Annotated in this window: 13 protein-coding genes; 9 read left to right on the plus strand and 4 right to left on the minus strand. The window is 69.8% G+C overall.

The window, feature by feature from the left end; translation table 11 throughout:
- Complete coding sequence (locus AC5RVS_RS05420; RefSeq protein WP_493989685.1) at positions 1–702, plus strand: SDR family oxidoreductase; 702 nt, start codon at positions 1–3, stop codon at positions 700–702.
- Here the strand turns inward: AC5RVS_RS05420 and AC5RVS_RS05425 are convergent.
- Positions 668–1,858 carry a glycosyltransferase family 9 protein gene (locus tag AC5RVS_RS05425; RefSeq protein ID WP_494107432.1) on the minus strand — a complete coding sequence of 397 codons (1,191 nt, stop codon included), beginning with the start codon at positions 1,856–1,858 and terminating at the stop codon, positions 668–670. The genes AC5RVS_RS05420 and AC5RVS_RS05425 overlap by 35 nt on opposite strands.
- 499 nt (positions 1,859–2,357) lie before the next feature.
- Here AC5RVS_RS05425 and AC5RVS_RS05430 point away from each other — a divergent pair, with 499 nt between their 5' ends.
- The 3 genes from AC5RVS_RS05430 to AC5RVS_RS05440 are packed head-to-tail and all read left to right on the plus strand — an operon-like array spanning position 2,358 to position 6,156.
- Complete coding sequence (locus AC5RVS_RS05430; protein ID WP_494107433.1) at positions 2,358–3,755, plus strand: aldehyde dehydrogenase family protein; 1,398 nt, start codon at positions 2,358–2,360, stop codon at positions 3,753–3,755.
- On the plus strand, positions 3,752–5,302 hold the full coding sequence (gene rfaE2, locus AC5RVS_RS05435; protein WP_494107434.1) for a D-glycero-beta-D-manno-heptose 1-phosphate adenylyltransferase: 1,551 nt from the start codon (positions 3,752–3,754) through the stop codon (positions 5,300–5,302). Before AC5RVS_RS05430 ends, rfaE2 begins: the two co-directional genes overlap by 4 nt.
- Before the next feature lie 35 nt (positions 5,303–5,337).
- Entirely contained in the window at positions 5,338–6,156 is an 819-nt protein-coding gene (locus AC5RVS_RS05440; RefSeq protein ID WP_494107435.1) for a glycosyltransferase, read from the plus strand.
- Here the strand turns inward: AC5RVS_RS05440 and AC5RVS_RS05445 are convergent, their stop codons facing one another.
- Positions 6,157–6,495 carry a hypothetical protein gene (locus tag AC5RVS_RS05445; protein WP_494107436.1) on the minus strand — a complete coding sequence of 113 codons (339 nt, stop codon included), beginning with the start codon at positions 6,493–6,495 and terminating at the stop codon, positions 6,157–6,159.
- 329 nt (positions 6,496–6,824) lie between these two features.
- Here AC5RVS_RS05445 and AC5RVS_RS05450 point away from each other — a divergent pair, with 329 nt between their 5' ends.
- Together AC5RVS_RS05450 and AC5RVS_RS05455 are read left to right on the plus strand one after the other, a co-directional pair.
- Positions 6,825–8,009, plus strand: a complete 1,185-nt coding sequence (locus AC5RVS_RS05450) for a TerC family protein (RefSeq protein ID WP_494107437.1) — start codon at positions 6,825–6,827, stop codon at positions 8,007–8,009.
- A gap of 256 nt (positions 8,010–8,265) precedes the next feature.
- Complete coding sequence (locus tag AC5RVS_RS05455; RefSeq protein ID WP_494107438.1) at positions 8,266–9,423, plus strand: baeRF2 domain-containing protein; 1,158 nt, start codon at positions 8,266–8,268, stop codon at positions 9,421–9,423.
- A gap of 101 nt (positions 9,424–9,524) precedes the next feature.
- Here the strand turns inward: AC5RVS_RS05455 and AC5RVS_RS05460 are convergent, their stop codons facing one another.
- Together AC5RVS_RS05460 and AC5RVS_RS05465 are read right to left on the minus strand one after the other, a co-directional pair.
- Positions 9,525–11,414, minus strand: coding sequence for a glycogen debranching N-terminal domain-containing protein (locus tag AC5RVS_RS05460; RefSeq protein ID WP_494107439.1), 1,890 nt, complete (start codon positions 11,412–11,414; stop codon positions 9,525–9,527).
- 69 nt (positions 11,415–11,483) lie between these two features.
- The gene (locus AC5RVS_RS05465) at positions 11,484–11,720 is read right to left on the minus strand and encodes a hypothetical protein (protein ID WP_493989676.1); all 237 of its coding nucleotides are present in this window, start codon (positions 11,718–11,720) and stop codon (positions 11,484–11,486) included.
- A 146-nt stretch (positions 11,721–11,866) separates the two neighbouring features.
- Here AC5RVS_RS05465 and AC5RVS_RS05470 point away from each other — a divergent pair, with 146 nt between their 5' ends.
- The 3 genes from AC5RVS_RS05470 to AC5RVS_RS05480 all read left to right on the plus strand — a co-directional run bounded on the left by AC5RVS_RS05470 (position 11,867) and on the right by AC5RVS_RS05480 (position 14,722).
- Positions 11,867–12,553, plus strand: coding sequence for a GntR family transcriptional regulator (locus AC5RVS_RS05470; protein WP_494107440.1), 687 nt, complete (start codon positions 11,867–11,869; stop codon positions 12,551–12,553).
- Positions 12,554–12,610: 57 nt separating this feature from the next.
- On the plus strand, positions 12,611–14,110 hold the full coding sequence (locus AC5RVS_RS05475; protein WP_494107441.1) for an MFS transporter: 1,500 nt from the start codon (positions 12,611–12,613) through the stop codon (positions 14,108–14,110).
- 99 nt (positions 14,111–14,209) lie between these two features.
- Positions 14,210–14,722, plus strand: coding sequence for a mycothiol transferase (locus tag AC5RVS_RS05480; RefSeq protein WP_493989673.1), 513 nt, complete (start codon positions 14,210–14,212; stop codon positions 14,720–14,722).
- Positions 14,723–14,821 lie beyond the last annotated feature (99 nt).

Consider the following 14,821-nt stretch of genomic DNA (forward strand, 5'->3'; position numbering starts at 1 on the left):
ATGAGCATTGCACCAACGAACCCCGGGCGCGTCCTGGTCACCGGCGGAGGGTCCGGACTGGGAGCCGCCGTCGTGGAGGCGGTCCTTGCCGCCGGCGGCACGCCGGTCGTGCTGGACCGTGACGTCAGCCGGGTGGGCCAGGCGAAGAGCATCGAGGTGGACGTCGCCGACCGCGCCGCCGTCGAAGCGGCAGTGCAGCAGGCCGCCGATACCCTCGGCGGGCTGGACGCCGTCGTGACGGCGGCCGGGATTGACCGCTGCGGACGCCTGGAAGATGTGCCGGCCGAAGAATGGGAGAAGGTCATCGGCGTCAACCTGATGGGCACCGTCTCCGTGGTGCGCGCGGCCCTGCCGCACCTGATGTCCTCCCACGGGCGCGTGATCACGGTCGCCTCGTCGCTGGGAATCAAGGCCGTCTCCGACGCCACCGCCTACTGCGCCTCCAAGTTCGGCGTGGTCGGTTTCAGCCGGGCGCTGGCGGCCGAAACCCGCGGCCAGGTCGGAGTGACCACCATGATTCCGGCCGGCATGAAGACCAGGTTCTTCGACGACCGCACCGAGCAGTACAAGCCGCAGGACGACTCCCGGCTTAACGATCCGGAACGGGTGGCCGATGCCATCATCTTCGCCCTGTCACAGCCGAAGGGCTGCGAGGTGCGCGAGATGGTCATTTGCCACGAAGAAGAAGACTCGTGGCCCTGAGCTGGCGCAGGTCCGCGTAGACATCCTCTGCGCGGACCTGATCCGTCAGGGAGAATTCGTGGCTGCAGCGTTCGGCAGTCCAGCCCACTTGCCTCAGGTCGGAGCCGCAGGCCGGGCACTGCGTCATCCAGGACATGTGGATCCGGTGCATGGTCCGGCCCAGTGCCCCGGCCATGATCATGTTGCCGGCCCAGTAGATGCCCACCGTGGGCGTTCCCACCGCCTGCGCCAGGTGCCGCGGCCCGCTGTCATTGCCGACCATCACGTCGCTGGCGCGCAGCACGGCGGACAACTCATCCAGCTCCAGCCGGCCGGCCACGGAGTCGATGCTGCCGCCGCTGCCGGTTCCGGCCGCCGCGCGGCCCAGGCGAACCACTTCCTCGGCCAGCGCCACGTCGGATTGGTCGCCTACGACCAGGACCTGGCACCCGTCGTCGGCCGCCCATGCAGCCACCTGGGCAAACTCCGACGCCGGCCACCGACGCCGCGGGTCGGTGGCGCCCGGGTGGATGGTCACCAGCGATGGCCTGCCTTCTTCGAGCAGCCCGGCCAGCAACGCCTCTTCGTCGGCCAGGGGCTGCAGTTCCGGCTGCAGCGCGGCCGGAGCAGCGCCGGCCAGGCCCACCACCTCCAACGCGCGCAACACCTCGTGCTGGTAGTACAGATACGGGATGGACCGCTCGAGCGCGGCCGCGTCGTCGGTCCGGGTGCCCACAGTGTGCCGCGCGGCCAGTTTCAGCAGGAACGGGTTCGAGTTCCGGCCGCCGCCGTGCAACTGCACGGCCAGGTCGAACTGCTCGGCGCGCATCCGCTGCTGGAACCGGGCGGTGGCCTGCGGCTCCTCCGGTCCCGGGCGAACCCCGTGGGCGAACGGCAGCGGTTCCACCCGGTGCACCGGGCCGGGCCTGCCGCGAAACAGCGCGGCGTGGGCCTCGGTGCCCAGCAGGGTCAGGCTGGCCTCCGGATAGGCGGCAGCCAGCGACTCCAGTGCCGGGACCGAAAAAAGCACGTCGCCCAGTCCTCCGCCCCGGAGCACCGCAATCTTCCGCACACCCTCGAAGGGCTCCAACAACGGTCCGATGCCCCGGCCATGCCTGGCCTCGGTACTGAGCCTTTGGTCACCGAAAGCGGCGCCGCCTGTGGGGGAACCAGCCATCTCCACCTCCTGGATCAACGTCCCGCTGCAGCGATCCACCCGGCGCGCGGGTTTCAGGCCTGCCGCATCCCCTGAGAACCCGCCCCCGCGAGCCCATAGTGAACTTCACCCTAGGGTGCTTTCGACCCGCTGGCCAGAGCCCGCATCGGGCCCGGAGGCACAAACCGGCCAGCAGGAACCTGTCACACCGATGCCTGAAACCGCGCGATGCGACTGAAACCGCGCGGTGTGTCTGAAACCGAGCGATGCGACTGAAACCGAGCGGTGTGTCTGAAACCGAGCGGTGTGTCTGAAACCGCGCGATGCGACTGAAACCGAGCGGTGTGTCTGAAACCGAGCGGTGTGTCTGAAACCGCGCGATGCGGGGTAGGGAACCAGTACCACGCATTGTTGCCGGTGTTGCGTGCCCGTGGCGGGCACTGCACTGCCGCTGCGTGACCGTGGACTTTGGCCAGACACCAACGGGCGGGCCCAGGCCGCCGTGGAGGGGAGGAGCAATATGACCACCGATTCCGATACTGCCCGGGATTTTGCCTTGTTTCAGGTGCACGACCCGAGGGACGGCAGCCTGGTGGGCAGGCTTGAGGAAACGAGCCCCGACGAGGTGCGGGCCGCCGTCGCCGCCGCCAAGGCTGCCCAGCCCGGCTGGGCGGCCACCGACGCTGCCGCCCGCGGCGAACTGCTGGAGGCGGCCGCGGCGGCCTTGCAGGAGCACTCGCAGGAACTGGCCGAGATGAACGCGCGGGAAACCGGCCGGCCGGAACATGAAGCCCTGGAGGGCGTGCTGGCCGGCGCCGGGACCCTGCGGCAGTACGCCCAGCTGGGCCCCGTGCACCGCGGCCGCAGCCTGCGCGGCGGTTCGCTTGCCGCCGACTACACGGTGAACGAACCGCGGGGCGTGGCGGCTGTGCTCACGCCCTGGAACGATCCGGTGGCCGTGGCAGCCGGGCTGCTGGGTGCCGCCCTGGCCACGGGAAACACCGTCCTGCACAAACCAAGCGAACGCTGCCCGCATCTGGGCGAGCTGCTCGGCCGGATTCTCTCGGACGTGCTGCCGCCGCAGGTCTTCACGACGCTGACCGGCGGACCCGCCGTCGGAGCGGCGCTGGCCGGCCATCCTGATGTCGATGTAATCGCGCACGTCGGATCGAGCCTCACCGGCGCCCGGATTGCCCGGGCGGCGGCGCTCACCGGCGCCCATGTGATCCGCGAGAACGGCGGAAACGATCCGCTGATCGTCGACGCCGGCGTTGATCCGGCGTGGGCGGCGGAGCAGGCAGCCATCGGGGCGTTCGCCAACAGCGGGCAGATCTGCACGTCGGTGGAGCGGATCTACGTGCACCGCGACGTCGCCGGCCCGTTCTGTGAAGCGCTCGTCGCCGAGGCCCGCACCCGCAACGACGCCGGACTGATGGCACCGCTGGTGGACCGCAGGCTGCGGGACAGCGTCAACGCCCAGGTGGCAGAGGCGCTTTCGCTCGGTGCGACGGCTGCCGAGGGCGGCTCGGTGCCCGAGGGGCCGGGTGCCCATTATCCGGCCACCGTGCTGCTGGACTGCACGGACCGAATGACCGTGATGCAGGAGGAGACCTTTGGCCCGGTGGCCCCGGTCCGGGTGGTGGACAGCTTTGACGACGGGCTGCAGCTGGCGGCGGAGGGCCGGTACGGTTTGGCCGCCACGGTGCTGACCGCGGACCTGGAGCATGCGCACCGGGCCGTAGCGGCGCTCCAGGTCGGCACGGTTAAGATCAACGCCGTCTTTGGCGGCGCGCCGGGCGGTTCCGCCCAGCCCCGCCGGGACAGCGGCGACGGGTTCGGCTACGGCCCCGAACTGCTGGACGAGTTCAGCGCGGTGAAGGTCGTCCACGTCGGCCTGCCCGGTGGGGTGCGGCGATGAGCACGCCCCTGTCGGACGTTTCGGGGCTGGCCGGCTGGTTGCCGGCCCGGCTGGCTGAGGCCGCACCGCAGGTCACCGTGGTGGGCGACGTGATGCTGGACGGCTGGTTCGGCGGCCGGATCGAACGGTTCTGCCGGGAAGCCCCCGCCCCGGTAGTGGACATGACCAAGCGGGAGTACGCCCCGGGCGGCGCCGCCAACACGGCCATGAACCTCGCCGCCCTCGGGGCGCGGGTGCGCATTGTCGGCCTGATCGGCGGGGACGACGCCGGCCGCCGGCTGGGTGCCCTCCTGCAGGGTGCGGGGGTGGAAATCTCGGGGCTGGTGGAACACGAGGACGTCCTGACCACCACCAAGTACCGCATTATCGGCGGCGACCAGATCATGCTGCGGCTGGACGAGCGCACGGAGCGGGTACCGGAAGCGGCGCAGGAACGGCTGGCCGCAGCAGTGCCGGACGCGCTCGCCGGCAGCGACGCCGTGGTGGTCTGCGACTACGGATCCGGCGCGTTGGGCGACGCCTTGCGCAGCGTGCTGGCGCGTCACCGCGACGGCCGGCTGCTGGTGGTCGACGCCCACGACCCGCGGCCCTGGTCGGCGATCGCGCCGGACCTGGTCACTCCGAATGCTGCGGAAGCTGCCGCGCTGCTGGGCGTGACGCTGGATCCCGACAAGGACCGGGCCGCCGCCATAGCCGACCATGCCGGGGAGCTGCTGCAGGCGACCGGGGCGGGCGCCGCCGTCGTCACGCTGGACAAGGACGGTTCTTTCCTGCTGACGCCCGACGGCGGAACCCACCGCACCTGGGCCAGCCCCGTCACCGAGAAGCAGGCTTCGGGCGCCGGCGACACGTACGTGGCCTGCCTGACCCTGGCGCGGGCCGCGGGACTGCAGCTCAGCACGAGCCTGGACCTGGCCCAGGCGGCCGCGGATGTAGTGGTGCGCCGGCGCGGCACGTCGGTCTGCGGCACCACCGACCTCGCCGCGCACCTGGGCAGCTTCTCCGACGCCGCGCTGGACGCGGAGGCGCTCGGGCAGGCGGTCGCCGCCGAGCGGGCCTCGGGCAAGCGCATCGTGCTGACGAACGGGTGTTTCGACGTGCTGCACCGCGGGCACACCCGCTACCTGAACCAGGCCAAGCAACTGGGCGACGTGCTGGTCGTGGCGCTGAACAGCGACGCATCCGCCCGGCGGCTGAAGGGACCGGACCGGCCGATCAACCCGGCCGCCGACCGGGCCGGCATCATTGCAGCCCTCAGCTGCGTGGACTACGTGACCGTCTTCGACACGGACACGCCCATCCCGCTGATCGAAGCGATCCGCCCCGACATCTACGCCAAGGGCGGGGACTACTCCCCGGAGATGCTCGAGGAAGCGGCGGTGGTGGAGGCCTGCGGAGGCGAGGTCTGCATCCTGGACTATGTGTCCGACCACTCCACCACGGCGGTGGTCCGCCGGATCCGCGGCTCCGCGCCCGCGGCCGAGACAGGTACCGCGCCGGAGGCGGGAGCGGATCCGGCGCCCGCCTCGGGAGCCGATTCTGCGTGAGCCGCAGGAGTTCAGCCAGCTGGGCCCTGGCTTCAGTGGAATCAGGGCCTGAGCTGGACGTGTTGGTGCCCAGCTACGGCCGGGAAGCGGAGCTGGCGGTAACGCTCGCCGGGCTGGCGGCACAGGACGGTCCGGCGTTCTCGGTCATCATCAGCGACCAGACCGACGGCGCCGCCGCCTGGGAGCACCCGGCCGTGGGCGCAATGATCAGGGTGTTGGAAGCGCAAGGGCGCCCGGTCCGGCTGGAACGGAATCTGCCCCGGCGAGGGCTGGCCGAGCAGCGCGACTTCCTGCTCGGGCTTGCCACGGCTGAACTGGTGCTGTTTCTGGACAACGACGTGTGGCTGGAACCGGGCATGCTGGCCCGGATGACGGCGGCCATTCGGGACGCCGGCTGCGGGTTCATCGGTGCCGCGGTGCAGGGCATGTCCTACCTGGACGACGTACGGCCGGGGGAGCAGGAGCCCTTCGAACTGTGGGACGGTCCGGTGCGCCCCGAGCGCATCCGCCGTGCGGACGACCGGTTCGGCCGCTGGCAGCTGCACAACGCGGCAAACCTGACGCATATCGCCGCCGAGCTGGGAATTCCGGACGGCGGCTGGCGGCTGTACAAGATCGCGTGGGCCGGCGGCTGCGTGCTGTACCGGAGGAGCGCGCTGCTGGACTGCGGCGGCTTCGGGTTCTGGGAGGAGCTGCCACCAGCCCACGCCGGCGAAGATGTGGTGGCGCAGCTAAGGGTGATGGAACGCTACGGCGGTGCCGGCATCCTGCCCTCCGGTGCCGTGCACCTGGAATCGCCGACCACTGTCACCGATCGCTCCACCGAAGCCGCCGACGTCGTGCTGCGGGATTAATCAGCCGCCCGCAATTTGCCCGGCGTCCTCCCACCCGCCGCCGACCGTATAGCTGGCGACCAGCGTGCCCGCGCCGGGCTGCATCGAGTCGTCGGGGTCGTCGTAGAGCTGCGCCGTGTCCGCCTTGCTGTTGGACAGGATGGACTCCGCCGCTTCCTTGGCCTCCGCCAGCGACGCCCCGAACACCTCGCTGCGGGCGGGCAACTGGTCCGTGCGTACGATTTCCGCATCCGTTTCGCTCAGCGGGACTGTATAGCCGCGGTGTTCTTCGCTGATCGGGAACTCGAAGCCTCCCTCGTCCGGCCCGGCCGGGATGGTGTACTCCAGGTAATAGGACATGGCGGTGCTCCTTTCGGCGCTGGTCGGCCGCCGGTCAATCGAGGGCGGCGGCCCGGGCCCCCAGCCTGTCACAGCCGAAATGCGGTGCATAGGCCGCAGGAGTTCAGCCCCCTCCGGCGGGGCGTTCCGGCCCCGGCCGCCCCCGATCCGCCCGCCGCCCGTTAGCCGTGCGCCGTCGTCGTCGTTAGACTGGCAGGTGCGTAAGGGAGTATCCAGATGCGCTGCAGCCGTCAACACGTAGGGCACCGACGCCCGGCCGGTTGCAGTGGCCGGCCGTGCCGGAGGAGAGACTTGCGGGCTCACCGCTACCCGCTTACGAAAGGAAACACATGAGCGTTTCTCCCCTGATTTGGGGCATCACGATCGCCGTCATCCTCGCGTTGCTCGCCTTCGACTATTTCTTCCACATCCGCAAGGCCCACGTGCCGTCGCTGAAGGAAGCCGCCATCTGGTCCGCCTTGTACGTGGGCATCGCTATCGTCTTCGGGATCCTGGTGCTGATCTACGGCGGCGTGGACATGGGCTCCGAGTACTTCGCCGGCTACATCACCGAGAAGGCGCTCTCGGTGGACAACCTGTTTGTCTTCCTCATCATCATCGCCAGTTTCAAGGTGCCGCGGGAAGACCAGCAGAAAGTGCTGCTGTTCGGTATCGTGTTCTCGCTGATCGCCCGCACAGGTTTCATCTTCCTGGGCGCGGCGCTGATCAACACCTTCGCCTGGGTGTTCTACGCCTTCGGACTGATCCTGATTATCACGGCAGGCAACCTGCTCAAGCCCGGACACGACGGCGGCGAGGCGGACAACTTCGTCATCCGGCTGGCCAAGCGCTTCTTCCACACCACCGATTACTACGACGGCGACAAACTGTTCACCCTCAAGGACGGCAAGAAGGCGATGACGCCGATGCTGCTGGTCATGGTGGCCATCGGCGGCACGGACATCCTGTTCGCGCTCGACTCCATTCCCGCGATCTTCGGCCTGACGCAAAACGTCTTCATCGTCTTCACCGCCACGGCCTTCTCGCTGATGGGCCTGCGCCAGCTGTACTTCCTGATCGACGGCCTGCTGGACCGCTTGATCTACCTGTCCTACGGCCTGGCAGCGATCCTGGCCTTCATCGGCGTGAAGCTGATCCTGCACGCACTGCACGAGAACAACCTGCCCTTCGTCAACGACGGCAACCCGGTTCCCGTGGTCGAGATCACCACCGGACTCTCGCTTACCGTCATCATCGGCATCCTGGTGGTCACCGTCGTCGGCTCGCTGCTGAGCAAGGCCGGCAAGGCACAGAACGCCATCAACAACGCACGCCGGCACGCGGTCAACTACATGGATCTCTCCTACACCGCTGACCCGGCAGAACGCGAACGGATTTACCGGCTGCTCGTGGAAGAAGAACGCCAGATCCTGCAAATGGAACCGAAGTACCGCAACAAGGCCAAGGACGTGGACATCATCCGCGAACAGGTGGCCGAGGCCCACCGCCAGCACGCGGAATACCAGAAGAGCTAGAGGCGGCCTGGCCCGGCCGGGCCCCAGGAATCGGGACCCCAAAAGGACGTCCCGCCGGGGGCGCCGGCAGGCACGGACCGCCGTTCCCACACCCCTCCGGACCGCGGGCGACGGCGGCAAACCGGCCCGGCGGACTGCTTCTCCGGGCCGGTCAGGACAGGACCGGCCGCCTCTTCAAGGGCAAAACGTCCGGTGCTACGGTGAGGGCAACTGATCAAGAAAACCCGCAGGTCCAATCGCAGGGAAGGTGATCACGATGACCGAGCAGGTCAACACGACCCACGCAGCCAACAAGAAGTACGCCGAACTGTACAAGAAGCCGGGACCTTGGATCACGGTCTACGTGGACGCCAGTACGGGCACCGTAAATTCCCTGCGGGCCGGCGACGTGCTGCCGGACAGGCTGCGGGAATCGCTCGAGAAACAGGGCGCCGCGAAGGCGGACATAGAGGCCGTGATCGACGCCGTTTCCCCGGCCACCGGCGTTCCGTCTCCGGTCGGCCGCTTCGTACTGGTGCGCGGCGGTGAGGCCGAGATCAATGAGGTGCTCCCGGGCGAGCTGTCCGGTCCGGAGGTGGTTCAGGCCGGCCCGATTCCGGACCTGGTGCCCCTTTTGAAGGCCCGCGGCGACGACTTCCCATACGTTGTGGCCGAAGTGGGCCGGGACGGCGGCGAGGTCCACCTGCAGTACGCGCGGCGGAACGGCGTGGTGGAAACGAGGACGGTGGAGGGCGAGCGGGAGAACCTCACCAAGGTCCCCGGCGGCGGTTGGTCCCAGGGCCGCTACCAGCACCGCACCGAGGAGATTTGGCGCAAGAACGCCGATGAAATAGCCGCCGAGATCGATCGCGTGGTGCAGGCCAGCAAGGCGCGGCTGCTGATTGTGGCGGGGGATATCCGGGCCCGGGAGCTGGTGGTCGACCAGCTTTCCGAAGCCAGCCGTGCGATCGAATCCACCATCGACTCGCACACCCGCACCGGCGGAGCGGACAAGGACGCGCTCCGCGCGGAAATAGCCGCCCGGGTGGCCCATGTGTGGACCGAGCAGCGCAAGGCCATCCTGGACCGCCTGGCCAACCAAACAGGGCAGGCCCATCCGGAGTGGACGGCGGGTCTGGGCGAGTGCGTCCGGGCGCTGCAGCAGGCGCAGGTTGGCACGCTGCTCATGAACGACGACGCCCTCGCCGATCATCAGGTGCATGCCCTGACGTCCGAACCGTGGATCGCCACGGCCGGCGAGCAAGCCGTCAACGGCGACCTGCTGGCCAAGGTTCCCGCCCCGGCGGCGCTGGTCCGCGCCGCGGCGCTGACCGACGCCCGGGTGACCATGGTCCCCGAAGGGGCCCTGCCGGGAGGGAAGAGCATAGCGGCGCTGCTCCGTTGGCCCACGGGCCCCGACGTGCCGCGGGGCTAAGGTCATCCGGGGTGCCGAGGGTGCCGGAGCGCCCGGGCGTCGCGCGCGGCGATCAAACGCCTGACGCCCGGCGGGACGGACCGCCTGCCCGGCGGCGGTGGCTAAACGGCCGTGGCGCTGAAACCGCCCAGTGCCAGCGCCACGGGCACCGCTGCCGCGGCCGCCCCGGCATGCGGCCGGCAGGCGGACGGATACGGCAGCGCCGGGCGGACCTCCACCGCGGCCTGCCCGCTGAAGAGCTCCGGCAACCGGTAGTCGAATCCCTCGGCCGCGTCGAGCAGCCCTGCCGCCAACTGTGCGGCCTGTTCCTGGAAGCCGGTGCGCAGCAGCCCCATCACAACCCACGCGGTCTCCTGCGTCCAGACCGCCCCTGAGCGGCGGCGGGTGGGCCAGAACCCGGGGTTCGCGGCGGACAGGGTCCGGACGCCGTAGCCGGAGAACAAGGTCCGGTCCATCAGCCGCGCAACCACCGTCCGGGTTTCCTCGGGGTTAAGCAGCCCCGTGCCCAGCAGGTGTCCCATGCCGGACCCGACACCGTCCACCCGCTGCTTCCGGTCGTCGAGGGCCATCGCCGGGTACGGGCCGGCGTCGTCGGTGCACCAGAACCGGCTGCGGAAGTTTTCCGCCAGCCGGGACGCGTAGTCCCGCCACTCGGCGCCGGCGTTCGATTCGCCGAAGTAGTCCAGCAGCACGGCTCCGGCACGCGCCGCCTCGTAGGCGTAGGCCTGCAGTTCGGCCGACGCGACCGTACCTGTCGCCGGCCTGCCGTCCAGATAGCGATAGGCGGCGCGCGTGTCGCCGGACCCCTGGTGCCCCGGCCCCTGAAGGGCGGGAACCGGCGTCTCCAGGAAGCCGTCGCCGTCGGGGTCGCCGTCAAAGCGCAGCCAGTCCAGCGCAGCCTCCAGATGGGGCAGCAGGTCCCGGACGGCGTCCTCGGGCATCCCCGAGTGCCAGGCGTCGTGCAGCAGCACGATCCACAGCAGCGTGGCGTCGGGCGACCCGTACAGGACCGGGGGAAGCTGCCGGACCACGGCATCGGCGGGCATCGCCAGGCGGCGCTGCCGCACCTCCTGGACCATCAGGCCGGGCCGTTCGCCCGATTCGGCCGACTCGGCCGTGCCCTGCCACGCTGCCACCGCCCGCAGCGTCCCTTCCGCAACCGCCGCGTCGACCGGCAGCAGCAGCCGGGCGGCAATCAGCGCCTCCCGGCCGTACAGCGTCAGGAACCACGGGGCACCCGCCGCCAGGAAGACATCGCCAGGGGTCTGGCGCCCGGCCATCCGCAGGCTGTTGAGGTCGGTCATGGATCGGCTCATCAGCCGCTGCAGCCGGGGATCCCCCGCCAGCGACGGCGTGCGCAGCGGGGGCGCGGCCGCGGCAGTCAGGGGAGCATCGTCGTCGTCAAGCTCAAGACTCCAGGAGAGGACGACGACGGCGCCCGGCTTGAGCAGCTCCGTCCACTCCAGCCGGACCAGGCTGCCGTCAAAACTGATCCGGGCACCTTCGGCCGTCAGCGCGGCGCGTGTATTGTCCCGCCAGTTCCAGGCGGCTGCGCCGGGGGCCACCGAGCCGGCCTCGCCCGCGGCCCCGGCGCGCACCTGTTCCAGCGGAATGGCGTCGGCCACCAGGTCGACGCGGACCTGGAGCTCCAACTCCTCCTCGAGGGCCGACGTAAACGTGAGCGCCTCGGCCAGCCGGCCGGCTTCCACCGCACGCGAGCGGTTCAGCGTCACCAGCGGATCCGTCCCGTCCGCCGCGGTCCGGATGAAGGCGAAGAAGTCGGCGCGTCCGGCCGAGCGCGACTGGGTGGAGATCCACTCCGGTTCCTGCCCGTTCACTGCCAGCAGGCAGCGGGCCAACACGCGGTCGTCCCCGCAGTAGACCCCCTGGGCTCCGGTACCCCTGATCTGCCCGTGGGGCTCGCTCCAGGCTTGGACGGGTGCCGCAAAGACCCCCGTGAGATCGTGCAGATACGGCTCGCGGTAGACCATGGATTCAATCTTGGCAGCATCGGCAGTCCCGGAACAATCTCCGGCCGGCCGGCCATTGGCCGGACGAATTCAGCCGACGGTGCCGGAGGCGTCCCCACCGCCGGGTGTCCAGGACAGGTGGATCAGGACCCCGTCCGTCGTCTCTTCGATGACCAGGCGCAGCTCATCGCCATAGAGTTCCCGGGGACCTGCGGGGCCGCTTTCGCTCTGCTGCACCAGATCGGCCAAGGCGGCGGCCATCGCCCGGCCCCAGTCCTGGTGGTTCTTGCTGTTCGCGGTTGCGGTGGCGGTATAGGTGGCGTTCATGCTGCGCACGTCCTGACTGCACGTTTAGAACCTGCCGCACGACGCTGTGCCGCAGGTCCCATCAGAGTAGCCAGCCCCGTGACCCCGATCTACCTTTTCGCGTACATTACTCGTATGTGACGCCAGTCATAATCCGGCAGGAGGTCATGATGAGGGGCAGCGGGCCCGGGCGTGCGGGCCGCGACGAGGCGGTCCGGAAACTGCGGGAGGACATCCTGGCCGGCGGCCTGAAGCCAGGCTCCAGGGTGACCGTTGCCGGGCTCGCCGGGCGCATCGATGCGGAGGAAGCCCCGGTGCGCGACGCCGTCGGCGTCCTCACGGAAGAAGGCCTGGTTGAGGCCACCGGGCACGAACACCGGATTGCCAATCCCGGTCCACAGCAGGCCATCCAGCTCCTGGATGTGATGGGCGTGGTGCTGGTCGCGCTGTTCGAGCGGGCTGCCCCGCGGTTGTCGCCCGGCGAGATTGACACCATGGCCACGCTGGCGGAGGACCTGCGGGCGGCGATCAACCGGGAGGACATGCTGGCCTCCTACCGCGCCATCGGCAGGCTGGTGGCCGTCATCCTGGGGGCGGCGGATCATCAGGAACTGAGGGCCGTGAACATGCATGTGCTCGACCGCTCGCTCGGCCGGTTGCACCTCGTCCAACACGCCGTCGCCTATCCTCTCTGGACCGACGGCTGGTGCGAGACCGTGCAGTATCTCCAGCAAGGTCAGCCCGAGGCGGCAGTGGAGCGGCTGCGGCAAACATTCTGGATCCTCGCCGAAGGGCTGGCTCAGGAGGTTCCTGGCCCGCCTGCCGGGCAGCCGGGCCGCGACGGGATAAAGTGATTCCCGGCCGGTTTTGATCCCGGCCGCCCGCCCGGCCTTTCGACCCATGGACCACCCTTGCCCTCGCCCGCACGACTGACTGCCGATACCCGACCGAGCCCCGATTCCCCGCCGCGTCCCGAGACCCGCTCCGGGCCACGCCCCGCCCAGCGGCGCCCCGCCCCGTTTGCCGGCCGGCTGACTGTATTCGCCGGCGTCCTGCTGCTCGCGTTCAGCCTGCGGCTGGCCGTCTCCGGTGTGTCGCCGGTGCTGGCGGATATTGCCGCGGATGTGCCGTTCGGCACGGCCTCCACCGGTGTGCTGGGCATGCTGCCCACGGCAGCCTTCGCCGCCGCCGGGTTCGCCGTTCCGGTGCTGATGCGCCGGATCGGCTTGGAAGCGCTGCTGCTCGTGGCACTGGGCCTGGCCGCGATCGGCCAACTTGGCCGTGCCATGGTCTCCGATGTGCCGTCGTTCCTGGTCCTGTCCGGCCTCACCATGGTGGGCTACGGGATCGGCAACATCCTGCTGCCGCCGTTGGTGAAGCGCTATTTCCCGGACCGGATCGGCCTGATCACCGCGCTTTACGTGACATTGCTGGCGGTCAGCACGGCGTTCAGCCCGCTGCTTGCCGTGCCGCTTGAGCAGGCTGCCGGCTGGCGGTTCTCGATCGGAGTGTGGGCGGCCGTGAGCGTGGCCGCGCTCGTGCCGTGGCTGATGACCGCATGGACGGAACATTGGCGCCGTCGGACCGCGCGCCTGGTGCTGCAGCCCTACCGCCCCGGTGGGTTGGACATCCTCCCGCCGGAGGACGGCAGCGCCCGGCACGCGGCCGGGCCCGGGCCTGCCATTGGTCCCGCGACGGCAGGTGGCCCCGCCTATCCCCGCTCCGGGATGGCACCCGGCCCCGGGGGGACCGGTGGGCCGCCCGCTGCGGACGCCTCGGGCACCGCGGCGGGAGCCGCGGCCGGTTCGGCCGAAACGACGGCGGTACGCGTCTGGCGCTCGCCGGTCGCCTGGGGGCTGGCCCTGGTGTTCGCCGGGACCTCGTCCAACACGTTTGCCATGTTCACGTGGTTGCCGCCGTTGTTGGTGGACAGCGGGATGCTGCCCCCGACGGCCGGCACCATGCTGGCCTACTACGCCATCTTGGGCCTGCCGACCAGCCTGTTGGTGCCGCTGATCGCGGCGCGACTGCGCAATCCGCTGGGCCTGGGCCTGCTGTTTATCGGCTTTTATGTGGCCGGATACGCCGGGCTGCTGCTGTCGCCCTCGTTTGGCACGTGGCTGTGGATCACCTTGGCCGGGCTCGGCCAGGGCACCTACGCCATGGCGCTGCTGCTGGTTAACCTCCGGACCCGCACCACGGCCGGTGCGGGGGCGCTCTCCGGGTTCGCGCAGGGGATCGGATACGCCGTCGCCTGCGCCGGTCCGCTGATGTTTGGGCTGCTGCGCGACGTCAGCGGCGGCTGGGGTGCTTCCTTCGGCCTGCTGGGAGCTGCGTTGCTCATCCTGGCGGTGGGCCTGGTCATCGTGGGGCGGCCCCGCTATCTGGAGGATTCGGCCCGGGACCGGTAGCGGCTGCCGACGCACGGCCCCACGCCTCACGCGTGGCACGCATTCCTCGCTGCGGCACCAGGCGGTAGGCTGGCGCCCAGTCGACTACGAGGAGGCGCCATGAAGTTCAATGACCTGCTCGCCGATGCCTACGGCAGGATCCAGGAACGCGTCCACACCGTGCTGGACGGGCTGGACGCCGGACAGTTGGCCGCCCGGCCAGGCGGCGACAGCAACTCGATCGCCTGGCTCCTCTGGCATCTGACGCGCATCCAGGACGACCACATTGCCGATGTCGCCGGCACGGACCAGTACTGGCTGACCGGTTGGGCGGAGCAGTTCGACCTGCCGCTGCCCCGGAAAGACCATGGCTACGGCCACACGTCCGAGCAGGTAGCGGCCGTCCGGGTCGAATCGGCCGACCTGCTGCGCGGCTATTACGACGACGTCCATGCGGGCACCCTGAAGTACCTGGCCGGATTGACCGAGGATGACCTGGACCGGATCGTGGACACCCGGTGGGACCCGCACGTCAGCCTGGGGGTCCGGCTGGTCAGCGTCCTGGACGACTGCCTGGAGCACGTCGGGCAGGCCGCGTACGTGAAGGGCATGCTTTCGCGCGGGAAAACCTAGCGGCCGCGGCCGCTAAACCGGGCCCTTGGCCGTCGCCGCCTTGTTGCCCGCCAGCCGCTGGACTACCATTCAAGGAGTCAGAAACAACTGCATACAGCC

The organism is Arthrobacter sp. Y3221048 (assembly GCF_059092685.1).

Bases quoted from the DNA above. Each gene is read 5' to 3' on its own strand.
- AC5RVS_RS05430 (WP_494107433.1), top strand. From the start codon at position 2,358: ATGACCACCGATTCCGATACTGCCCGGGATTTTGCCTTGTTTCAGGTG.
- AC5RVS_RS05425 (WP_494107432.1), bottom strand. From the start codon at position 1,858: ATGGCTGGTTCCCCCACAGGCGGCGCCGCTTTCGGTGACCAAAGGCTC.
- AC5RVS_RS05455 (WP_494107438.1), top strand. From the start codon at position 8,266: ATGACCGAGCAGGTCAACACGACCCACGCAGCCAACAAGAAGTACGCC.
- AC5RVS_RS05445 (WP_494107436.1), bottom strand. From the start codon at position 6,495: ATGTCCTATTACCTGGAGTACACCATCCCGGCCGGGCCGGACGAGGGA.
- AC5RVS_RS05460 (WP_494107439.1), bottom strand. From the start codon at position 11,414: ATGGTCTACCGCGAGCCGTATCTGCACGATCTCACGGGGGTCTTTGCG.
- AC5RVS_RS05465 (WP_493989676.1), bottom strand. From the start codon at position 11,720: ATGAACGCCACCTATACCGCCACCGCAACCGCGAACAGCAAGAACCAC.
- rfaE2 (WP_494107434.1), top strand. From the start codon at position 3,752: ATGAGCACGCCCCTGTCGGACGTTTCGGGGCTGGCCGGCTGGTTGCCG.
- AC5RVS_RS05480 (WP_493989673.1), top strand. From the start codon at position 14,210: ATGAAGTTCAATGACCTGCTCGCCGATGCCTACGGCAGGATCCAGGAA.
- AC5RVS_RS05450 (WP_494107437.1), top strand. From the start codon at position 6,825: ATGAGCGTTTCTCCCCTGATTTGGGGCATCACGATCGCCGTCATCCTC.
- AC5RVS_RS05470 (WP_494107440.1), top strand. From the start codon at position 11,867: ATGATGAGGGGCAGCGGGCCCGGGCGTGCGGGCCGCGACGAGGCGGTC.
- AC5RVS_RS05420 (WP_493989685.1), top strand. From the start codon at position 1: ATGAGCATTGCACCAACGAACCCCGGGCGCGTCCTGGTCACCGGCGGA.